Here is a 22,838-nt window from a genome sequence, read left to right as displayed (position 1 = left end):
AATCGGAAAACGCCCGGACGCAGGCTCGTTCGGGCGTTTTGTTTTATGGTGACGAATTTTTGTCAGTTTGCTCAATTTCTTGAGCGTCGTCGTGACGAATTCGGAATTCGCAGGTAATATCGGATCAATCTCCATCCACACATTGCTCTATGTCTGACAAAAAATCCTCCAGCGGCGAAAAATTGCTTTACTGCTCCTTCTGCGGTAAGAGCCAACACGAGGTAAAGAAGCTCATCGCGGGCCCGTCCGTATTCATTTGCGACGAATGCATCGATCTCTGCAATGACATCATTCGTGATGAAGCGTCCAGTATCGAGTCTGTCGCCGGCCCCAAGTCGGATCTGCCTACGCCGCAGGAAATCTTCGAGCTGCTCGGACAGTATGTCATTGGCCAGGAAACTGCAAAACGCATCCTGTCGGTGGCCGTTTACAACCACTACAAGCGTCTGAAACATCTCGGCAAGAAGGATGATGTTGAATTGGCCAAGAGCAATATTTTGCTGATTGGGCCGACCGGTTCCGGCAAGACCTTGCTTGCGCAAACCTTGGCGCGCATGCTTAATGTGCCGTTCGTCATCGCAGACGCCACCACCTTGACCGAAGCGGGTTATGTGGGGGAAGACGTCGAGAACATCATTCAGAAACTTTTGCAGAACTGCAACTACGAAGTCGAGAAGGCGCAAAAGGGTATCGTCTATATTGACGAGATCGACAAGATTTCGCGCAAGTCGGATAACCCATCCATCACACGTGACGTCTCCGGCGAAGGCGTGCAGCAGGCGCTGCTGAAGCTGATCGAGGGCACGATGGCTTCGGTTCCTCCACAAGGGGGGCGCAAGCACCCCAACCAGGATTTCGTGCAGATAGACACCACCAATATCATGTTCATCTGCGGCGGTGCTTTTGACGGGCTCGCCAAGATCATTTCCAATCGTTCGGAGAAGAGCGGGATCGGTTTTTCAGCGAGCGTCAAGAGCCAGCAGGAACGCAATGCAAGTGAAATGCTGTTGGATGCGGAGCCAGAAGATTTGATCAAGTTCGGTTTGATTCCGGAGCTTGTCGGCCGCCTGCCGGTTGTTGCCACGCTCAGTGAACTAAACGAAGAAGCACTAATCCAAATATTGCTTGAACCCAAGAATGCTCTCATTAAGCAGTATGCCAAGTTGCTGCAGATGGAAGGGGCGGAATTGGAAGTTCGGCCAGCAGCATTGCATGCAATTGCGAAAAAAGCGCTTGAACGCAAGACTGGTGCACGTGGGTTGCGCTCTATTCTTGAACATGCTTTGCTGGAGGTGATGTTTGAATTGCCGAACCAGCAAAATGTCGCAAAGGTGGTAATTGATGAAAATACCATCCTTAATGGAGCGAAGCCCTTGTTGATTTATCACGAGCAGCCAAAGGTATCCGGAGCAAAGTAAATAACTGTACTCAAGATGCGGACGATGCGAAAGCGATACCGCCGCAGGCCGGCAACTGCGTCTGATGGCTGTCCTGCTGAGTCCGCTCTTTTCCTAGAAGCAGTACAATTTGAAATACGGGAATCACTTCAGGTAACCATCGCAAAGCCACCCGAGGGCGACTTCGTGTGTGGCTTTTTTTATTACATATTTTGAAGGGGAGTGATTTTTGTTGCTGCTTGGACTTGAGTTTTAGGCTGCCGTGCCTACATCATTAACAAGCTCTTAAATAAGGTTCGCCATGACGACTTCTACAACACTAACTGACCACACCCAACTGCCGCTATTGCCGTTGCGGGACGTTGTTGTCTTCCCGCATATGGTGATCCCGCTTTTCGTTGGCCGCCCCAAGTCGATCAAGGCTCTCGAAGCTGCGATGGAACAAGGCAAGAGCATCATGCTCGCCGCCCAGAAAGCAGCAGCCAAGGACGAACCATCGGCCGACGACATTTATGAAATCGGCTGTGTCGCCAATATCCTCCAGATGTTGAAGCTGCCGGACGGCACCGTCAAAGTCCTGGTGGAAGGCGCACAACGCGCACGCATTCATCACATCAGTGAACTGGAAACGCACTTCATTGCGGAACTGACCCCGATCGAATCCGAGCCGGGCGATGAATCGGAAGTGGAAGCAATGCGCCGCGCGATCGTTCAGCAATTCGATCAATACGTCAAACTGAACAAGAAAATTCCGCCGGAAATTCTTACGTCGTTAGCAGGGATCGATGACGCAGGCCGCCTAGCAGACACCATAGCAGCGCACCTCCCGCTGAAGCTTGAGCAAAAACAGATCATTCTTGAAATCTTCAACGTCGCGAAGCGCCACGAGCACTTGCTCGGGCAACTCGAGGCCGAGCTCGATATCCTTCAGGTGGAGAAGCGCATTCGCGGCCGCGTCAAGCGCCAGATGGAGAAGTCGCAGCGCGAGTATTATTTGAACGAACAAGTCAAAGCCATTCAGAAAGAACTTGGCGAAGGCGAAGAGGGCGCGGACCTCGAGGAACTCGAGAAGAAGATCGTTGCCGCCCGCATGCCGAAGGAGGCACGCGAAAAGGCTCAGTCCGAATTGAAAAAGCTCAAGCTGATGTCACCGATGTCTGCTGAAGCAACGGTCGTGCGCAACTATATCGACACGCTCTTGGGTCTGCCTTGGAGGAAGAAATCCAAGATCAATAACGATCTGACGAATGCGGAGAAAGTGCTCGAAGGCGATCATTACGGCCTCGAGAAGGTGAAGGAACGCATTCTGGAATATCTCGCCGTGCAACAGCGCGTCGACAAGGTGAAGGCGCCCATTCTTTGCCTCGTTGGACCTCCGGGTGTCGGCAAGACCTCGCTTGGTCAATCGATTGCACGCGCGACCAATCGCAAGTTCGTGCGCATGGCGCTCGGCGGCGTGCGCGACGAAGCGGAAATCCGCGGTCATCGCCGGACCTATATCGGTTCAATGCCCGGAAAGATTTTGCAGAGCCTTGCGAAGACCGGCGTGCGCAATCCGCTCTTCCTGCTCGACGAAGTGGACAAGCTCGGCCAGGATTTTCGCGGCGATCCGGCGTCCGCACTGCTTGAAGTGCTCGATCCGGAACAGAACCATACGTTCTCGGATCATTACGTTGAAGTCGATTTCGACTTGTCCGACGTAATGTTTGTCGCCACTTCGAACTCGTATAACATTCCGCCGGCACTGCTGGATCGCATGGAGGTTATTCGTCTCTCAGGCTATACCGAAGACGAGAAAACCAACATTGCTCAGCGTTATCTGCTACCGAAGCAGATCACCAACAATGGATTGAAAGACGACGAAATCACGGTGTCAGAGTCTGCGATTCGCGACATCATTCGCTACTACACACGCGAGGCCGGTGTCCGCTCCCTTGAGCGCGAAATCTCCAAGATCTGCCGCAAAGTCGTGAAGATGCTGCTGCTGAAGAAGCAGGACAAGGAGCGCAAGATAACTGTCACCGCGAAGAACTTGGACAAGTTCCTTGGCGTTCGTCGCTACGATTTCGGCATGGCAGAGAAAGAAAACCAGGTCGGACAGGTAGTCGGATTGGCGTGGACCGAGGTCGGCGGCGACTTGCTGACGATCGAGGCGATGACGATGCCTGGCAAGGGTGACATCATCCGCACCGGTACGCTCGGCGACGTGATGAAAGAGTCGATTGAGGCGGCACGCACCGTGGTGCGCAGTCGTGCAAAGCGTCTCGGCATCAAGAGCGAGTTGTTCGGAAAGAGCGATATACATATTCACGTGCCGGAAGGTGCGACGCCGAAGGATGGTCCGTCCGCAGGCATTGCCATGACGACGGCGCTGGTTTCGGTGTTGACCGGGATTCCCGTTCGGGCCGACGTTGCGATGACCGGTGAAATCACGTTGCGAGGCGAAGTGTTACCGATTGGCGGCTTGAAGGAAAAGCTGTTGGCAGCGCATCGCGGTGGTATCAAGACAGTGCTGATTCCTGAACAGAATGTGAAAGATCTTGCGGATATTCCTGACAACGTGAAGAACAAGCTTGAGATCGTGCCGGTTCGTTGGATCGACAAGGTATTGGAAGTGGCTCTGGAACGTCATCCGGTTGCACTGACGGATGTTGATACGCCGGTTGATACGGCGGTTGCACAGGCAACGGGGCAGGCCGATCCCAATGTCGTGAAACATTAAACGCAGCAAATCGCAGGATGGAAAAGCGCTCTTCGGAGCGCTTTTTTTATTTCCGTCGAGACATGAAAATATATGCAGGATTTAATTTGTAAAAGTTGATTGCGAATAGCCGACCGGCTGGGAAACCGCTTGACACAAGGCTTTGCGACTTGTTTAATACGGGCTGCAGAAAATTTCTTCTCTGCATTTTGTGTCGCTTGTGCTACCAAGAAGAGCAATAAGCAAGCTTCGCAGAATCCAACTTTTTTGAGGGGGCGTCAGTGAATAAGACCGAACTAATTGATCACATTGCCGGATCAGCAGACATTTCCAAAGCAGCAGCTACTCGCGCACTTGATGCGTTGATCGGCGCAGTCAAGACCACGTTGAAGAAGAACGGAAGCGTTACCTTGGTGGGCTTCGGCACGTTCTCCGTCGGCAAGCGCGCCGCACGTACCGGTCGCAATCCCCGCACCGGCGATGCTATCAAGATCAAGGCGGCCAAGGTGCCCAAGTTCCGTCCGGGTAAAGCACTCAAGGATGCTGTCAACTAATGATTAGATAGTGCATCTGAATAAAAGATGCTATATAATTTTGTTTTTTCGGGGCGTGGTGACAAACGCCCGAGAAGTTTGGCTGACTAAGTGTGGAACAGGGTGCTTAGCTCAGTTGGTAGAGCGGCGCCCTTACAAGGCGTAGGTCGGGAGTTCGAGCCTCTCAGCACCCACCAGATCAGCCATACTTATAATGCAGCAGAAGTTTCAGGAGTGGTAGTTCAGTCGGTTAGAATACCGGCCTGTCACGCCGGGGGTCGCGGGTTCGAGTCCCGTCCACTCCGCCAAAAAACGAAAAAGGCGAACGTGAGTTCGCCTTTTTTCATATGTGGTGGCACTTTTGCTTCGGTTGCAGCCGACGTTCACAATCCTTGCATTGCATCTTGTGTCGCGTTGGGTCTGCGTTTTCGTATCTGTGGAACTGTGATTGACCATGTTTGAATTTATTCGCACGCACCAGCGCTTGATGCAATTGGTGCTGATGCTATTAATCTTGCCTTCGTTCACGTTCTTCGGGATTGAAGGTTACTCGCGATTTCGCGAAGGCGACAATTCAATCGCAAAAGTGGCGGGCCGCTCAATCACCCAACAAGAATTCGACGCAGCTCAGCGCGAGCAGATGGAGCGCTTTCGCCAGATGTTCGGCGGGAAGTTCGATTCCAAAATGCTCGATACGCCCGAAGCAAGGAAAAATATTCTTGATGGGTTGATCGCGCAACGCGTGATGGAAGCGGAGGCATCCCGCAATCTCCTTTCGGTGAGCGATCAGACCTTGCAGCAAACGATCCTCGCAGTGCCTGGCCTGACTGGCCCCGACGGCAAGTTCGATGTGGAGCGATACAAGTCGCTGCTTGCCGCGCAAGGCATGACTCCCGAGATGTACGAGGCACGTCTGCGTCATGACCTGACGCTGCAGCAAGTCAATGCCGCAGTTCAGTCGACCGCATTTGCGCCGAAGACTGTGGCTGGCCGCTTGTCCGATCTGAATGATCAAGAACGCGAAGTGCAGGAAATGCTGTTCAAGGCTTCGGACTTTGCGGCGCAGACTAAAGTTACGGACGAGATGCTGAAAGCCTATTACGAGAAGAACGGCAGCCAGTTTGAAATTCCGGAGCAGGTAACAGCCGAATATGTTGTGTTGAACAGCGACACGGTTGCGTCACAGATTTCTGTCAGCGACGCGGATATCAAGTCCTACTACGAGCAGAATGCGAAGCGGTACACGGAGGAGGAGCAGCGCCGCGCAAGCCACATCCTGATCAAGGTGGACAAGAATGCGTCGGCTGCGGCGAAGACCGCTGCCAGGGAAAAAGCTGAAAAACTGCTCGCGCAAGTTCGCAAGAATCCGGGTGATTTTGCCAAGCTGGCGAAAGAGTTCTCGCAGGATCCTGGATCGGCCGAGCGTGGTGGTGACCTCGACTTCTTCGGTAGAGGAATGATGGTCAAGCCGTTCGAGGATGTTGTCTTCAAGCTGAAGCAAGGTGAGATCAGCGACGTCGTTGAGTCGGATTTTGGCTACCACATCATTCAACTGACTGCGATCAAGCCGGCAGCCGCGAAGAGCCTCGATGAGGTGAAAGGCCAGATCGCTGCGGACATCAAGAAACAGCTGGCGGCAAAGAAGTTCACGGAAATGGCCGAGCAGTTCACCAACACCGTGTATGAGCAGTCCGAGAGCCTGAAGCCGGTTGCGGAAAAACTGAAGCTGAAGATCGAAACGGTAAACAATCTGACACGAACACCGAATCCGGCAATTTCGCCGAATGCGCCATTCAATCAGCCAAAGTTCCTGGCAGCGTTGTTCTCGGACGATGCCATCAAGAACAAACGCAATACCGATGCGATTGAGGTTGCGCCGAACACGCTGATTGCCGGGCATGTGATTGCATACAAGCCTGTAAGCAAACGCCCGTTTGAAGAGGTCAAGGGCGTCATCCGGGAGCGCGTCACGCAAGCTGAGGCGGAGAATCTCGCCAAGAAAGCTGGGGAAACCAAACTTGCGGCACTGAAATCCGGCGGTGACGCTGGAGGCTTTTCCGAAGCGAAGACGGTGTCGCGCGTGAAGAGTGCGGGCTTGAACCCCGTAGCGCTTGGCGCGGTGATGAAGGCCGATGTATCCAAACTGCCAAGCTATGTCGGCGTGGAGGTGCCGGGCCAAGGGTATGGCGTGTTCCGGATCAACAAGATTGCGCAACCTGCCACTCTTGATACGGCACGTCGTCAGGCGGAGCAACAGCAAGTTGCAAATGCACTGGCTCAGCAGGAAACGCTGGCGTATCTTGAAGTATTGAAGAAGAAGGCGAAGGTACAGGTAACCAAGCCGATCACTGAGAAGAGCGATGTTGACGCGAATGAGAAGAATTAGCTGCGTCTGAACGCCATACAAAAAAGCCGCTCATTGAGCGGCTTTTTTCTTTCGGACCTTTCAAGGTTGCAGTTTAGATCGAGTACACTGAGTAAACGCGGCCGATTCAATATGCGGGTTCTTGCAGCGCCATCGTCGAAGACAAAGGCGCATATATTGGTGGGTGGGGCACGAGATTTTGCGATTGTCCTATTTCGATATCAGCAATGGTTTTAGATGTGGCCAGATGTTGTCGAGCATGATCGGCTCTGCCTCGGCGAGAGGGTGAATCCGGTCCGGCTGAAGCAGTTGTGGTGAGTCGGCGACGCCCTCGAGCAGGAAAGGGGCAAGTGAAACTTTCATTTCCTTGGAAAGCTTTGCGTACAGCCCGAAGAATTTCTCGGCATAGTCGCGTCCGTAATTCGGTGGAATCTGCATGCCGACCAAAAGAACCCTCGCTTTCGCTTTCTGTGCGTCCTTGATCATGGTCCGCAGGTTCGCTTCCGTGCTGGCGAGAGGCAAGCCGCGCAAGCCATCGTTTCCGCCGAGTTCCAGGACAAGGACATCAGGATGATGCTGTTCGAGCAGCGCGGGCAAGCGCGCTCTTCCTCCGCTTGTCGTTTCGCCACTGATGCTCGCGTTGATGATGTTGGCATCGATTTTATCGACTTGCAGGCGCTTCCCAAGTAATGCGACCCAGCCCGTGCCGCGCGCAATGCCATACTCCGCCGAGAGACTGTCTCCGAGCACAAGCACGGTTTTTGATGCAGAATAGGCGCACGTTGCGTAGAAGACGAGCAAGAGTGCCAACGTCGACCTTAACAGGCGCATTTCTTTTCCATATTTCTTCCAATAATCCTGCATGCCCGAGCCTTCCTCGATTTCTGCCGCCATTGAAGTGGTCCACCTGAGCAAGCGCGTTGCGGATGCAACGGGTGAGCTGACCATTTTGAGTGATATCGATTTTACAGTGCGGCCGGGAGAGACGTTGGCTATCGTCGGCGCATCCGGATCCGGCAAGTCGACTTTGCTCGGGCTGCTCGCCGGCCTGGATATGCCGTCCGATGGAACGGTCAGGCTCGACGGCGTCGATATCTTTGCCTTGAGCGAGGATCAGCGTGCCGTACTGCGGCAAGCGAAGCTCGGATTCGTGTTCCAGTCGTTTCAATTGCTGGCGCACCTGACGGCACTGGAAAATGTCATGTTGCCGCTGGAATTGCGGCGCGATGAAGACGCCCGTGACAAGGCGGAGGCCATGCTTGAGCGAGTTGGCCTTTCCAGTCGCCTGCGACACTATCCGAAATTTCTGTCCGGCGGCGAGCAGCAGCGTGTTGCACTTGCACGCGCCTTTGTTACCGAGCCACCACTTTTATTTGCGGATGAGCCCACCGGCAGTCTGGACGCCGCCACGGGTGAGGCGGTGATCAAGCTGATGTTTGAACTGAACGAGGAGCGCGGATCCACGTTGGTGCTCGTCACGCACGATCCGCTGATTGCAGCGCGCTGCGGTCGGACGATTACGATCGCTGCGGGGCGCTTGCGCTGAACTAAGCGCTCCCGCAGACGCTAATTCATCCAGTTCTGCCAAGGTGAGTCCGACGATGTTCGATGTAGCCGATACCCATGCCGCTGGCACAGATGACCGTGATGCCGAGCGAAGTCAGGCTGTCGGGCAGTTGATTGAAGACGATCCATCCCATCGTGGTAGCCGAGATGATTTGCAGGTAGGCGAAGGGCGCCAGCAGCGATGCTTCGGCATGCTTGTAGGCGCTGTTGACAAAAAAATGGCCGATGGTGCTCGTGACACCGGTCGATGCCAGAATCAGCCATTCGCGCTGGCTGGGCATATGAGAAAACCAAAAGAAAGGCACGATCAGACTGCTTAGAACCATGCCCACCACGCCGCCATAGAACAAGGTCACCAGGGGGTGATCGGACTGGTTTATCTTGCGGGTCAATACCACGACCAAGGCAAAGACAAGCGCTGATGCAATCCCGAGCATGACGCCGGTCGGAACAATACCGCCGCCGGGTCGAATGACGATCAGCATTCCGCAAAAGCCAATTGCAACGGCAACCCAACGGGAAGGGTTAGCCTTTTCCTTGAGTAACCAGGGCGATGTCGCCAGAACGATCAGTGGGGCACAAAAGTTCATTGCCGTTCCCTCGGCCAGCGGAACGATCTTGAGCACCGAAAAAAATACGATCGTCTATAAGAGCAGTAGCGCTGCACGGAATATCTGCAGGCCGGGCTGCCGTGCATGGAGGAGGCTTTTCCCATAACGCTTGTGGTAATAGGGCGCAAGCGTGACAGCCATGAAGAGCGTATTGATCGTATAACGCATCCACGAGATCATCACCACGTGATAACCCGCCTGCACCAACAGCTTGCCAGCCGTGTCGAGCAAGGACAGGGTCCATTGTCCTGATACCAGAATGGCGATGCCGAGCCAGAGACTAGCGCGCGGTGTGACGTGGCGCATGCTGTTCGGTCAGTCGGTTCAGGAGAATGCGTACCGCAGGAATCAGCTCGCTCGCCGTGAGGCCGATAGGGCCGACTCCCTCGCTGACGAGTTTGTCGGCTGCCATCCCATGCAGCCAGCATGCGGCGAGGGCGCCGTTCCAGGCAGGAAAATGCTGGGCCAGCAATGCACCGCAAATCCCCGCAAGGACATCCCCGGTGCCGGCGGTCGCCAGCGCGGGATTGCCGGTGGTGTTGATCATGACTTCGCCGTCGGCTCGGGCGATGACGCTACCCGTGCCTTTCAGTATGACGGTGGCGTTGAATTGCCGGGCAAGTTGACGTGCGGACGACAGGCGGTCTGCCTGAATTTCTTTGGTTGTCTGTTGAAGCAGTCGTGCCGCTTCAAGGGGATGAGGCGTCATCAGGGTCGCTGCGCGGCGCTGCGAGAGTATTTGCTGTAGCCCGGGCTCGGCGGCGATGAGATTCAGCGCATCGGCATCGAGCACCAATGGTTGCGGTGTGTGCAAGGCCTTGGCCAGCAGGTCATGTGCTTGGCGTGACATGCCGAGGCCGGGGCCGGCGACGATTGTGGCGGACGATAAATCGATTTCGCTCGCAGCGCGGCACATCAGTTCCGGTTGTCCGCTGTCATACAAAGGGGGCTCGACGAGAAACGCCGCGAACACGCGTCCAGCGCCGCATTTTGCGGCCGTCCTGGCGGCGAGTATTGCGGCGCCCGTCATGCCGTGCGCGCCACCAAGAATGATCACATCGCCGTAGCTGCCTTTGTGGGAATTGTGGGAGCGGGGATGAAGAAAGCTTGCAAACGCTTCGACGGAATTCAGGTGCGTATGCGATTCGCGAAAATGTTCGCGATCGATTTCCAGATCAGCGACCTGAACTTCGCCTGCGACGTCTCGTCCGTACTGCGTATGCAAGCCCGGCTTGTCTGCAATGAAGGTGATGGTATGACTGGCTCGGATGGCGATGCCTTCATCGCCGACAATACCCCCCGTATCCGCATCCAGCCCGCTGGGAACATCGAGTGCGAGAATGGGGCAGGGCAAGGCATTGACTGCTTCGACCAATCTCCGCAGCTCGCCGGTTATCGGCTTTGTCAGTCCGATCCCGAACAGGCCGTCGACGATGAGATGCCAGCTCGATTGATCGAGCGATGCCGCATTCGCATCGATGAACTGTACGGCACTATGCCTGGCGCGCTCCATGGCCTGCTGCGCATCGGTCGTGTGAGAAGTGCCAGGTGCGCACAACATGACCACCACCTCTACGCCTGCATCCGCCAGCAGATGCGCAACTTCCAGTGCGTCGCCGCCATTGTTTCCAGGACCGGCCAGAATCAGCACGGTTGCTGCACGACGCGGCTCCGGAATCATGGTCATTGCCAGGCGGGCAGCTGCCAGACCGGCGCGTTGCATCAGTGCGCCCGGCGGCAGCGCGGCCATCGCGGCCTGTTCGAGGGCACGGATCTCCGCTACGGAGTAGAGCGCTGTCGGGGAAGGCATGGTGGAAGGTCCATGAAGGTGTGCGGGGGAGGCGGAATTCGCAGGTGTCTTGATTTTATGCCATCTGACGTATCGGCGCGAGGCGCACGGTTTACCGGCTTGCGCCAAAACATACATTTCGTTTGCATCATTTAAAAGATGGATTTAGAATGAATCTTAAATCGAAATTTCCACCAACTCGTATCAATACCAACCTGCAGGAGGACTGTTGCCATGCACGCATCAAAAAGACTCTGGACTTGGCTGGCCGTTATCTGTGTTCTTTCCTTTGCCGTACTAGGCTGGGTCGGGACTGAAATCTATGTGAAGGCGCCGCCGATCCCGAAACAGGTAGTCAGCACGAAAGGACTGCTCCTATTCTCCGAGGGGCAGGTCGATCGAGGGCAGCAGGCGTGGCTCTCGGCCGGCGGCCAGCAGCTGGGGTCCGTATGGGGGCACGGCAGCTATGTTGCGCCGGACTGGTCCGCCGATTGGCTACACCGTGAAGCGGTGGCGTTGCGTGACGTCTGGGCGCAACGTGATTTCGGCAAGTCGTTCGAACAACTGTCCGCTCCGCAGCAGGCGCAATTGACCGGTTTGCTCAAGGAAGAAATGCGGCGCAATACCTATGACGCGCAGACCGGCACGATTACCGTGTCGCCGGAGCGCGCCGCCGCGATTGAGCAGGTTGCGCAGCACTATATCGGATTATTCGGCGACGAATCTTCGCTGAACAAGCTGCGCGAGCAATACGCAATGACGTCAGGCTCCTTGCCGGATGCCGCGGATCGCCAGGCGTTGGCGGCATTCTTTTTCTGGTCGTCGTGGTCGGCAGCAACCGACCGCCCGGGAGAAGAAAATTTGAGCTATACGAGCAACTGGCCGCATGAACCGCTTATCGGCAATACACCGACTGCCGGCACCGGCATCTGGTCGGTCGCCAGTGTGATCCTGCTGATCGCCGCGATTGCCGCGATGGTGCTGTTCCACAGCACACACGGCGAAGAGAGCGATCCGACGCCGCCGAAGGCCGATCCCTTGTTCGACCTGAAAGCGACGCCTTCGATGAAGGCCACCAAGAAGTACTTCTTCGTCGTCATCGGTCTGATCCTCGCGCAGGTGGCGATGGGCGTCATCACTGCGCACTATTCTGTGGAAGGCACCAGCTTCTTCGGCTTGCCACTGGGCGATATCCTGCCGTTCAAGATCAGCCGCACGATACACACGCAGTTTGCCGTGTTGTGGATTGCGACGGCATGGCTGGCTACGGGTCTTTACATCTCGCCCGCGCTGTCCGGACATGAACCGAAGTTCCAGAAACTGGGCGTTGATGTCCTGTTCTGGGCCTTGATTTTCATTGTTGTCGGATCGACCGTGACCGGCTGGCTGGGCAGCCTGCAGCATGCAGGCACGGAATTCAGCTTCTGGATCGGCAACCAGGGTCTGGAATTCACCAGCATGGGACGCGTGTGGCAGATCCTGCTGTTCGTCGGCCTGATGATCTGGCTGTTCCTGATGGGCCGGGCGTTGATGCCTGCGCTCAAGCGTCCGTCGGAAAGCCGCGGCCTGGTAGCCATGGTATTCCTGTCGGCCACCTGCATCGGGCTGTTCTACACGACCTCGCTGACCTGGGGCAGCCATACCCATTACTCAATGATCGAGTACTGGCGCTGGTGGCTGGTCCACCTGTGGGTGGAAGGCTTCTTCGAAGTGTTTGCGACGGCTGTCATTGCCTTGCTGTTCTCGCGTCTTGGCCTGATTCGGGCATCGACTGCGAACACCGCGATTGTGCTGGAAACCATTGTGTTCCTGTTCGGTGGCATTCTTGGTACCTTGCACCATCTGTATTTCACCGGCACGCCGACGTCGGTGATCGCACTGGGCGCCATGTTCTCGGCACTGGAAGTTGTTCCGCTCACCATGATGGGTGTTGAGGGCTATCGCAACTACCAGCGCCTGAAGGCGGCTCCGTGGGTCCAGACGTACAAGTGGGCGATCCTTTGCTTCATCGCCGTCGGTTTCTGGAACACCATTGGTGCGGGCCTGCTCGGTTTCTCGATCAATCCGCCGATCTCGCTGTACTACATGCAAGGTTTGAACCTGACGGCAAGTCACGGCCATGCAGCGTTGTTTGGTGTGTACGGCATGCTCGGTATCGGTCTGATGCTGTTCTGCCTGCGCGGAATGTCGGAGCGTGCCGCATGGGCTGACAACCTTCTGAAGCCGGCATTCTGGCTGCTCAATATCGGTCTGGCGATGATGGTGTTCATGTCGCTGACTCCGGCCGGCATCTATCAGGCCTGGGCAAGCATTTCACGCGGCATGTGGTATGCACGTTCGCCTGAAGTGGTGCACTCGCCGCTGATGGAGACCCTGGTATGGCTGCGTGTTCCTGGCGATATCGTATTCGCCGCCGGCACCGTATTCCTGATGCTGTTTGCGCTGCGCCTGTTAAAGGGCACGAGCAAGGCAGGTCAGTCCATTCCTGTGACGCAGGCGTTCAGGGCTTGATTGCAGTAAAAGACTGAAGGGGCGGATTGCCCCTTCAGCAAATTCATTTCACACAAGGAGTTTTCACATGGCACACGATTGTTCCCGTCCTTCAGTTTCCGAAGGCGTCTACCCGTTTGATGCGCGTGGCATCGCAAAGCGTTTCCGCCATGCCGCGATCTTCGGCGCACTTGACGCGCTGGAGCCCGGCGAGACGATGCGCTTCTGCAACGACCATGATCCCTTGCCGCTGCTGGCACAGATCAACGGTTATTTCGGGCCGCGCGTCAAGATTTCTTACGTGCAGCGCGAACCCGGCGAAATCGTGATCGACTTCCTGGTGACCGAAGGCTGATCGCTTTTTTCGCGAGAATTGGGCATGCGCGGGGAAACCCGCCATGCCCGTTTTCATTTTTGCGCGATGAGATTGGCTGCGTATTCTGCAATCGCAAGCGATGCGGTCAGTCCGGGCGATTCAATGCCGTACAAGCCGAGGTAATGTGCGCTGCCGTGCGAGGAAAACAGAAAATCCGCAGCCGGCGCGCCAGGCCCGCTGATCTTCGGTCGTACGCCTGAATAGGCGGGTTGCAGGGATGCGTCAGGCAGTTGGGGCCAATACGCGCGGATCTCGCGGTAAAAGCGCTCTGCGCGTCCTGGATCAACGGTGTAATCAATATTGTCCGCGACGTTTTCCAGCCATTCGACATCGGGTCCGAAGCGCGCCTGTCCGCCGAGGTCCAGCGTCAGATGCACACCGAGTCCGCCCGGTTCGGGAACAGGATAGATCAAACGGGAAAACGGCGCCTTGGCCGCGAGCGAGTAGTAATTGCCCTTGGCAAACCAGGCGGTGGGAATGCTTTCCTGCTGCAGGCCGGCGACATGTCTGGCAATATGCGAAGCCCACAGGCCGCCGCAATTCACGACGGTCTGCGCTTGAAGTTCACTTTGCGTGCCATCGATTGAAGTCACTTGCAATACGATGCCGTTTTCAGTCGCTGCACCGGACGTGACCTCGCTTCCGAAAGCAATCATGGCGCCCGCGTTTTCCGCATCGCCTTGCAATGCAAGCATGTATGCATGGCTATCGATGACGCCGGTATTCGGCGAGGACAAGGCAGCAACGCATGACAGGTCCGGTTCAAGCGACATCGCCTCTGGTCCCGTGAGAAAGCCGACTTCGTTGCATCCGTTCGCATGCGCCTGGGAGTGCAGGGCAGCGAGCCTGGTGCTTTGCGCCTCGGAGGTGGCGACAATCAGTTTGCCGCAGCGTCGATGCGAAATGGCACGCTCATTGCAGTAGGCATACAGTGCGTCGCGGCCGGCAACACACAAGCGCGCTTTCAGGCTGCCGGTCGGGTAGTAGATCCCGGCATGGATCACCTCGCTGTTACGCGAGCTTGTTTCCATGCCGATTGCGCGATGCTTCTCGAGGATGACGACTTCGCGCCCGGCCATCGCGAGGAATCTTGCAACCGCCAAGCCGATGGCTCCGGCGCCAATCACTACACAGTCAAGCTTATCCATAACGTGCCAGCGTCAATCCATCCATGTCGATATCCGGAGCGTATCCGGAGATGATATCTGCCAGCACTTTCCCGGCGCCTGCAGCCATGGCCCATCCGGATGAACCGTGGCCAACGTTCAGGTAGACATTGCGAATCGGCGAGGCGCCGAGCAGGGGCGCACCATCCGGCAGCATCGCACTCGCTCCGCTCCAGAAGGTGGCTTGTGCATAATTGGCGGCATCCGGAAACCAGTCGTTACCGACTTTAATCAGCGTGCGCAACGCACGTTCGAGCTGCTCGTCCGGTCGCGAGACAAAGTCGGCGGTACCGGCCACGCGAATGCGTCCGCCCATGCGGGTAATCGCTGCATTGTAGGTTCCGTCGAGCACCGCGGCCTGCGGTGCCTGATCGAAATTCTTGATGAGCGCGGTCGCCGAATAGCCTTTCACCGGATAGATCGGCAATTGAATGCCAAGCTGCTTGAGCAATTGAACACTATCCACGCCAGCTGCGAGCACAACCGCATCGGCACTATATTTTTCGCCGTCGATCTGCAAGGCGACGCCGCCGTTTTCCGGCTCGATGGCATGCACGACGCTGGTGAAGTGAAACTGAACGCCGATTGAAGCGGCAATTTGTTTCATGCGCTTGGCAAACAGTGGGCAGTTGCCTGCTTCGTCCTGCGGCAGATACAGGCCGCCCGCCAACGACGTATCCGCCGCGATGGCGGGCTCAATCGCGCGCACGCCTTCGGGATCGAGCAGACGGTGCGGCACGTCGTTCTCCGCGAGTGCGGCAATGGCCGGTTCGGCCATCTGTGCGTCCTTCTCGGTGCGAAACAACTGCAGCACGCCCTGGGTCTGTTCATACTCGAGTTGATAGTGCTCTCGCAATTGGCGCAGGATATCGCGACTGTAAAAGGCAACGCGCTGCATGCGATTTTTGTTGATCCGATAGCGATCCAGTTCGCATTCATCGAGCCAGCGGCGTGCCCAGCGCCAAAGTGCGCGGTCGAGCGTCGGCTTCAGCATTACCGGCGCTTCGGCGCTGAACAGATGGGACAGAATCTTCGCGGGCATGCCGGGCGCGGCCCAGGGGGTGGCGTGGCCCGGTGCGACGATTCCGGCGTTGGCGAAGCTGGCTTCCTGTGCAACATTGTGATGACGTTCAATCACGGAGACATCATGCCCCGCCGCAGCCAGAAAATAGGCGGTGCAGACGCCCACCACGCCGCCACCGATTACAGCCACTTGTTTTTGTGTCACTTATTTACCTGATTACTTTGGAACGTCATTGCAGCACGCGATGTGCTGTGAACGAGAGGATATGTTGAGAGCTCGGCGAACTCATGTTCCTTAACGCAAGGAATCGTAGACCACCGGACACATTTCTAGTTCGAGGACACCATTTTAATTTCTTGGCGGGAAGTGTGGGGAATTCCGTAGCCGGTTCCATGGCGATCGCATCTTTCCCACAACATGCTTATTGCTGTTCCCCGAGCGGGAGAGCGCCGGTCTTGTCTCGATTGCATGGGCCGGCATAACCGGGCAGATCCTTCGCCGCCGGCTGGCAGGCCAATTGCTCCGCAGCCTGGATGGCTGCCAGCAGGTTCATGCGATCGATCGGCTGCCAGCCCATATGTGAGCCGAAATACCTAGCCCACTCGAACTCCATGAAATAGGCGTCGGTACGTTTGAAATATCCGGCTGCCTGCGCATAGGTCGCTAGCGCACGGTACGGGTCGTCGGCGAGATCGGCAATTTTCTGCGGGAGCGCCGACGGCGGAATCGGGTTGCCTTTCGGATCATGCAAATAGACCCAGTGCCGTGCTTGCATCTCTTGCCAGAAAGTCGCCGGATTGTCGATGCGGCCGATGACCTGGGCCATGACCTTGTCCGCGCCAACGCGCCAGAGCACGCTTGCCAGATGATGGCCATCAGTCAAATAAAATGTGCCGTCGGGCGCCTGCACCACCGGCATTGGCCGCTTGCTCGTGTAGCGGACGAAGTCCGTGTCGCCCTTGAATCGCGCCGCTCGTTCTTCCACCGGAATCATGCCGACCGCTGGCTGCGTGGGATGCAGCGCGGAGAGCGCGATTTCACACTTGGCATCAACGGGAACGCTTCGGCTGCAGACAGGCTCGGCGAGAACGCTGCTGGCGACGCAGGCGGCAATCGCCATCAGCAGAGGGGTTGAAATTCGATGCATGGAGCGGTGTTGAAATGGGGGCAGGTGCGGGATTATCCGAGATCGTTCGAAACTTGTTCTTTTGCGAAGCGGCGATTGTCAGCCGCCGTGCAATGCGCGTTCGATCGCGCGTGCAACGGCGAGGATTCTGCCATCCGACATCGCGGGACCGGCGATCATCAATCCCACCGGCAGGGTGCCGGGCGCATGGCAAGGCAAGGACACTGCGCATCCGTCGAGCAGATTGATCGTGGATGGGTTGCGAAGCAATTGCCCATTCACCTTGAAAAACTCGTCTTCGGACGATTCGAGATCCGCAATCGGCGGCGCGACGATCGGTACCGTCGGCATGATGAGTGCGTCGTAAGGCGCCAGTGCGGCTTCCATGCTGGATATCCAATCGCGCCGTCTGCGGTGCAGATCGATATAGTCGGCTGCACTCATTCCCGCGCCCATCTTGATGCGTTTGGCAACGCGGAAATCGTATTCGGATTCATGATCGGCCAGCAAGAAGCGGTGCCATGCAAACGCCTCGGCACTGGAAAATCTGTTCAGTCCTGCCGCGTCGGCCAGCATGGTGAACGGTGCTTCGACGATGCTTGCGCCGGATGCCGACAGGCGCGTGAGAGCCGCCGAAAAAGAGGCTGCGACATGCGGATCCAGCCCGTCCAGCATGAGCGTGCCGGGAACCGCGAGGCGCAGGCCGCTTAACGGCAGAGACGGAACCGACAAGGCCTGATCGGCAATAACGCTGTCGACAAGGATGCAGTCGTCCACCGAGCGTGTCATTGCGCATACGGTGTCCAATGTGGTCGACAAGGGCAGCGCCCCTGTTGTGGGAACACGGCGGGCAGTGGGCTTGAATCCGACGATGCCGCAGAGCGCGGCCGGAATCCGGATCGACCCGCCGGTATCCGATCCCAATGCGGCAACGCATAGACCGGCCGTCACGGAGACCGCTGCGCCGGACGACGAGCCGCCCGGAATTCGTGCCACCTCGGAGTCGGCCGGATTTGCCGGTGTACCGTAATGCGGGTTGATGCCGACACCCGAAAAGGCGAATTCGGTCATGTTGGTCTTGCCGATAATCGCGGCGCCTGCCATGCGCAAGCGTTTTACAGCCGTCGCGTCGGATGTGGCTGGAGTGGCGTCCTTGAGGACGGTCGACCCCGCAAGCGTTGCCTCGCCAGCAACGTCGTACAGATCCTTCAGCGATATCGGGAGCCCGGCCAGCGGAGAGGTCTCCACGCCGGCCTTGCGCATGGCGTCGGCACAGCATGCGGCAGCACGCGCGGCCTCCGGATAAAGTGTGGTGAAGACCGAGGACGATTTCGCTGCTTCGGTCAGGCAGGCGTCGACCAATGCACGACGTGATTGACTGGCAAGCGCAAGGATCGGTTGGGTGACGGGAGGTGCCATGCTCTGGATGCTCATGAAGGGTGTCGGGGCAGCGGAACAATAGCATACCGAACCGCATGTCATGAAGGGCAGGGCGTGAATGCAATCCGAGCGCGTGGGGCATGGCGATTCAGAGCGAACATTGACAAGCTGCCATGGGGCAGCGTCGCGGTATAATCACGCTTTCTGATTTAACCCGCGGTCAAGCCGTGCTCCGGGACGCTTGCGCTGCCTCAAATTTCTCATCGCCATGTTGATTCTGCCGGGCTCCAATGCCCTGTCTGCCTTCCGTACCCAGCGTCTTTTGTCACAATTGCAAGAAGTCGAGCCCGCTATCGTTGGTGTCACAGGGCGCTTCTTGCACTTCATCGATGCTGCGAGCGCTCCCAGCCAGGATGATATTGGCCGTTTGGATGCGTTGTTGACCTATGGCGAAGCTTTCACCGGCGCTGCCGAGGGCGAAGAGTTCGTGGTGATCCCGCGCTTCGGTACGATCTCGCCATGGGCGAGCAAGGCGACCGATATCGCGCACAACTGCGACATGGTGCACATCAAGCGTATCGAGCGCGGCGTGTCCTATCACGTGAAGATGAAATCCGGCCTGCTGGGTGGCAGCAAGAAATTGTCGGAGGCCGCTGCGCAGCAAGTGGCTGGCCTGCTGCACGATCGCATGATCGAAACGGTTCTGCGCAATGCCAACGATGCTTCTGCCTTGTTCCGCGAGCTCGACGCCAAACCGCTGGAATTCATCGATGTGTTGACCGGCGGTCGCAAGGCGCTGGAGCGGGCCAATATCGAACTCGGCCTGGCCTTGTCCGACGATGAGGTTGATTACCTCCTGAACGCGTTCACTCAAGCCAAGCGCAATCCGACCGACGTGGAGCTGATGATGTTCGCGCAAGCCAACAGCGAACACTGCCGCCACAAGATCTTCAATGCCGACTGGACCATCGACGGCGTGAGGCAGGACAAGTCGTTGTTTGCGATGATCAAGAACACGCATCAATTGCAACCCAGGGGCACGATCGTCGCCTACAGCGACAACTCGTCGATCATCGAAGGTGCGACCGTCTCGCGCTTCTATCCGCGTGGTGCGGCCAGCGGCAACGTATACGAAGCGTCGGAGGAATTGACCCATATCCTGATGAAGGTCGAGACGCACAACCATCCGACGGCGATCTCGCCTTTCCCCGGCGCATCCACCGGTGCCGGCGGCGAAATCCGCGATGAAGGCGCGACCGGGCGTGGCGCCAAGCCGAAGGCCGGTCTGACCGGTTTCACCGTCTCCAACCTGATGCTGACCCATTCCGTTCAACCGTGGGAAAACGCGCGCGATGTGACCGAACCCCTTGCGGAGCGCGTATCGCACGGCCAGAGCGGCATCTACGGCAAGCCTGACCGCATTGCTTCACCCTTGCAGATCATGATCGACGGGCCGATCGGCGGCGCAGCCTTCAACAATGAATTCGGCCGGCCTAATCTCGGTGGCTATTTCCGCACGTATGAGCAGAACGTGGCCGGATCCGTGAAGGGATATCACAAGCCGATCATGATTGCCGGCGGCATGGGCAATATCTCCGACAAGCACACCAGGAAGAATGACCTGCCTGTGGGCAGTCTGCTGATTCAGCTCGGCGGCCCCGGCATGCGTATCGGCATGGGCGGCGGCGCGGCATCATCGATGGCGACCGGCACCAATACGGCCGATCTGGATTTTGATTCTGTACAGCGAGGCAATCCGGAAATGGAACGCCGTGCGCAGGAAGTCATCAACGCGTGCTGGGCCATGGGCGACGACAATCCGATCCTGTCGATCCATGACGTGGGCGCGGGCGGCTTGTCCAACGCCTTCCCGGAATTGACCAACGATGCGAGACGCGGCGCGATTTTCGATCTCCGCAAGGTGCAGCTGGAAGAGAGCGGCATGGCGCCGAAGGAAATCTGGAGCAACGAGTCGCAGGAACGTTATGTGCTCGCGATTGCACCCGAAAGCCTGCCCCTGTTCCAATACTTGTGCGAACGCGAACGCAGCCCGTTTGCCGTCATCGGAACGGCAACGGAAGAACGCCAGTTGAAGGTGGTTGATCCCGAACACGGCAACAATCCGGTGGATATGCCGATGGATGTGCTGCTCGGCAAGCCGCCCAAGATGCATCGCGATGTCAGCCATGTCGTCAATGCCTATCCGCCGGTCGACCTGACCGGCATAGACTTGATCGAAGCCGCTCAGCGTGTCTTGCGCCTGCCTACGGTGGCTGACAAATCCTTCCTGATTACCATTGGCGACCGCACGGTCGGCGCCATGTCGGTGCGCGACCAGATGGTCGGGCCGTGGCAAGTGCCGGTGGCAGACTGCGCGATTACGACCATGAGCCTCGAAGGCTATCGCGGCGAAGCGATGTCGATGGGCGAACGTACGCCGTTGGCGGTGATCAACGCTGCCGCATCCGGCCGCATGGCTGTTGGCGAGGCAATCACCAATATCGCGGCGGCGCCGATTGTCGATATCTCCGACATCAAGCTGTCCGCCAACTGGATGGCCGCGTGCGGCCAGCCGGGCGAGGATGCAGCCTTGTTCGATACCGTGAAGGCGGTCGGCATGGAACTGTGTCCGGCGCTCGGCATCAGCATCCCGGTCGGCAAGGATTCACTGTCGATGCGCACGACATGGAAGGACGCGGAAGGCAGCAAGTCGGTAAGCTCGCCGGTATCGTTGATCGTGTCGGCTTTTGCGCCGGTGTCCGATGTTCGCCTGTCGCTGACCCCGCAATTGCGCAAGGATGTTGGTGATACGGCCTTGATCCTGATCGACCTCGGCCGCGGCAAGAACCGCATGGGCGCTTCCGCGCTGACGCAGGTCATGCAGCAGATCGGCAATGAGGTGCCGGATGTCGATAGTGCGGAAGACCTGAAGGCATTCTTCGACGCGATTCAGTTGCTCAACAAGGAGCGCAAGCTGCTCGCCTATCACGACCGTTCCGACGGCGGCTTGTTCGCGACCTTGTCTGAAATGGCATTTGCGGGCCGCACCGGCGTGTCGGTCAATCTCGATATCCTTGCAATGGAGGGCGAGCATGCCTCCGATTCAGGCGAGGCGAAGAACTGGGCGGGTCAGATTGCCGAGCGTCGCAATGACATGACGCTGCGCGCGTTGTTCAGCGAAGAACTCGGCGCGGTGATCCAGGTGCGCGCCGAGGAAAAATCCGACGTGATGAACGTGCTGCGTTCCTACAATCTCGGTGCCTGCAGCCATATCATCGGAAAGCTCAACAACCGTGATGTCATCGAATTCACCCGCGACGCCAAGGTTATCTACAATCAGCCGCGCATCGATTTGCAGCGCCTGTGGAGCGAAACAAGCTGGCGCATTGCGCGCTTGCGCGATAACCCTGCGTGCGCCGATGCAGAATACGACCGTATTCTCGACGCAGCCGACCCCGGCATTACACCGAAGATCAGCTTCGATCCGCAGATCGATGTCGCCGCGCCGTTCATCGCGACCGGCGTCAAGCCCAAGGTAGCAATTCTGCGGGAGCAGGGCGTCAATTCGCATGTCGAAACCGCCTACGTCATGCACAAGGCCGGATTCACGGCAGTAGACGTGCACATGAGCGATCTGATCGCGGGGCGTGCGCGGCTGGATGATTTCAAGGGGTTCATTGCGGTTGGCGGCTTCTCGTACGGCGACGTGCTCGGCGCCGGCGAGGGATGGGCCAAGACGATCCTGTTCCACGCCAGGCTGGCCGAGCAGTTCGCAGGCTTCTTCAACCGGGACGATACCTTCGCACTGGGCATCTGCAATGGCTGCCAGATGATGAGTAATTTGAAGTCCATCATCCCCGGTGCGCATGCCTGGCCGAAATTCACGCGTAATAAATCCGAGCAGTTCGAAGCGCGGTTCGCGATGGTGGAAGTTGCCGATTCGCCTTCCATCTTCTTCCAGGATATGGCGGGAACGCAAAGCCCGATTGCCGTGGCGCACGGCGAAGGTTTTGCCGACTTCTCGCAGACCGGCGATGTCAAGGAGGCGATCGTCGCGATGCGCTGGATCGATAACAAGGGGCAGGTCACCGAAGCGTATCCGTACAATCCGAATGGCTCGCCGCAGGGCATCACCTCGGTGACGACGCCGGACGGCCGCTTCACGGTGTTGATGCCGCATGCGGAGCGGGTATTCCGCTCGGTGCAGCATTCATGGCATCCGGATTCGTGGGGCGAGTATTCGCCATGGATGCGCATGTTCCGCAACGCGCGCAAGTGGGTGGGTTGATGCTAACGGCCGGCGGCGAACTCTGC

The 22,838-nt window shown here is 57.5% G+C and carries 16 protein-coding genes and 2 tRNA genes; 10 read left to right on the top strand and 8 right to left on the bottom strand.

What is annotated here, in order from left to right; genetic code table 11:
• The first annotated feature begins 149 nt into the window (after positions 1-149).
• The 6 genes from clpX to VJ651_RS11570 all read left to right on the top strand — a co-directional run bounded on the left by clpX (position 150) and on the right by VJ651_RS11570 (position 7,017).
• Positions 150-1,418, top strand: coding sequence for an ATP-dependent Clp protease ATP-binding subunit ClpX (gene clpX, locus VJ651_RS11595; protein ID WP_136419498.1), 1,269 nt, complete (start codon positions 150-152; stop codon positions 1,416-1,418).
• A gap of 280 nt (positions 1,419-1,698) precedes the next feature.
• A complete protein-coding gene (gene lon / locus VJ651_RS11590) occupies positions 1,699-4,119 on the top strand; it encodes an endopeptidase La (protein ID WP_324107606.1) in 2,421 nt (806 codons plus the stop codon).
• 260 nt (positions 4,120-4,379) lie between these two features.
• Positions 4,380-4,652, top strand: coding sequence for an HU family DNA-binding protein (locus VJ651_RS11585; RefSeq protein ID WP_324101693.1), 273 nt, complete (start codon positions 4,380-4,382; stop codon positions 4,650-4,652).
• Between the two features lie 100 nt (positions 4,653-4,752).
• Positions 4,753-4,828, top strand: a tRNA-Val gene (locus VJ651_RS11580).
• A 34-nt stretch (positions 4,829-4,862) separates the two neighbouring features.
• Positions 4,863-4,939 (top strand) — tRNA-Asp (locus tag VJ651_RS11575).
• 146 nt (positions 4,940-5,085) lie between these two features.
• The gene (locus VJ651_RS11570; RefSeq protein ID WP_324107605.1) at positions 5,086-7,017 is read left to right on the top strand and encodes a SurA N-terminal domain-containing protein; all 1,932 of its coding nucleotides are present in this window, start codon (positions 5,086-5,088) and stop codon (positions 7,015-7,017) included.
• Positions 7,018-7,206: 189 nt separating this feature from the next.
• Here the strand turns inward: VJ651_RS11570 and VJ651_RS11565 are convergent, their stop codons facing one another.
• Complete coding sequence (locus tag VJ651_RS11565; RefSeq protein ID WP_324107650.1) at positions 7,207-7,827, bottom strand: arylesterase; 621 nt, start codon at positions 7,825-7,827, stop codon at positions 7,207-7,209.
• 31 nt (positions 7,828-7,858) lie between these two features.
• Here VJ651_RS11565 and VJ651_RS11560 point away from each other — a divergent pair, with 31 nt between their 5' ends.
• Positions 7,859-8,542 (top strand): ABC transporter ATP-binding protein, encoded by a 684-nt coding sequence (locus VJ651_RS11560; protein WP_324107604.1) that lies wholly within the window; start codon positions 7,859-7,861, stop codon positions 8,540-8,542.
• 25 nt (positions 8,543-8,567) lie between these two features.
• Here VJ651_RS11560 and VJ651_RS11555 read toward each other — a convergent pair whose 3' ends face one another.
• The 3 genes from VJ651_RS11555 to VJ651_RS11545 are packed head-to-tail and all read right to left on the bottom strand — an operon-like array spanning position 8,568 to position 10,983.
• Positions 8,568-9,188, bottom strand: coding sequence for a DMT family transporter (locus tag VJ651_RS11555; RefSeq protein WP_324107603.1), 621 nt, complete (start codon positions 9,186-9,188; stop codon positions 8,568-8,570).
• A gap of 18 nt (positions 9,189-9,206) precedes the next feature.
• On the bottom strand, positions 9,207-9,479 hold the full coding sequence (locus tag VJ651_RS11550) for a hypothetical protein (RefSeq protein ID WP_324107602.1): 273 nt from the start codon (positions 9,477-9,479) through the stop codon (positions 9,207-9,209).
• Positions 9,454-10,983 (bottom strand): NAD(P)H-hydrate dehydratase, encoded by a 1,530-nt coding sequence (locus VJ651_RS11545; protein ID WP_324107601.1) that lies wholly within the window; start codon positions 10,981-10,983, stop codon positions 9,454-9,456. Before VJ651_RS11545 ends, VJ651_RS11550 begins: the two co-directional genes overlap by 26 nt.
• 213 nt (positions 10,984-11,196) lie before the next feature.
• Between VJ651_RS11545 and VJ651_RS11540 the strand changes: the two genes are divergently transcribed.
• Positions 11,197-13,473, top strand: a complete 2,277-nt coding sequence (locus VJ651_RS11540; protein ID WP_324107600.1) for a nitric-oxide reductase large subunit — start codon at positions 11,197-11,199, stop codon at positions 13,471-13,473.
• A 67-nt stretch (positions 13,474-13,540) separates the two neighbouring features.
• Positions 13,541-13,807, top strand: a complete 267-nt coding sequence (locus VJ651_RS11535) for a DUF2249 domain-containing protein (RefSeq protein ID WP_324107599.1) — start codon at positions 13,541-13,543, stop codon at positions 13,805-13,807.
• Between the two features lie 53 nt (positions 13,808-13,860).
• Here VJ651_RS11535 and VJ651_RS11530 read toward each other — a convergent pair whose 3' ends face one another.
• From VJ651_RS11530 to VJ651_RS11515, 4 genes are all read right to left on the bottom strand, one after another.
• Positions 13,861-14,976: an NAD(P)/FAD-dependent oxidoreductase gene (locus VJ651_RS11530; RefSeq protein ID WP_324107598.1), complete on the bottom strand. Its 1,116-nt coding sequence runs from the start codon at positions 14,974-14,976 to the stop codon at positions 13,861-13,863.
• Positions 14,969-16,222: a D-amino acid dehydrogenase gene (locus VJ651_RS11525; protein WP_324107597.1), complete on the bottom strand. Its 1,254-nt coding sequence runs from the start codon at positions 16,220-16,222 to the stop codon at positions 14,969-14,971. Before VJ651_RS11525 ends, VJ651_RS11530 begins: the two co-directional genes overlap by 8 nt.
• A gap of 217 nt (positions 16,223-16,439) precedes the next feature.
• The gene (locus VJ651_RS11520; protein WP_324107596.1) at positions 16,440-17,165 is read right to left on the bottom strand and encodes a ParB/Srx family N-terminal domain-containing protein; all 726 of its coding nucleotides are present in this window, start codon (positions 17,163-17,165) and stop codon (positions 16,440-16,442) included.
• Positions 17,166-17,243: 78 nt separating this feature from the next.
• Positions 17,244-18,563, bottom strand: coding sequence for an amidase (locus VJ651_RS11515; protein ID WP_324107649.1), 1,320 nt, complete (start codon positions 18,561-18,563; stop codon positions 17,244-17,246).
• A gap of 229 nt (positions 18,564-18,792) precedes the next feature.
• Between VJ651_RS11515 and purL the strand changes: the two genes are divergently transcribed.
• Complete coding sequence (gene purL / locus VJ651_RS11510; protein WP_324107595.1) at positions 18,793-22,812, top strand: phosphoribosylformylglycinamidine synthase; 4,020 nt, start codon at positions 18,793-18,795, stop codon at positions 22,810-22,812.
• The last annotated feature ends 26 nt before the right edge of the window (positions 22,813-22,838 follow it).

This window comes from Noviherbaspirillum sp. (genome assembly GCF_035254865.1).
Classification (GTDB): Bacteria; Pseudomonadota; Gammaproteobacteria; order Burkholderiales; family Burkholderiaceae_D; genus Noviherbaspirillum.
This window is presented reverse-complemented; position numbering and strand designations above follow the sequence as displayed.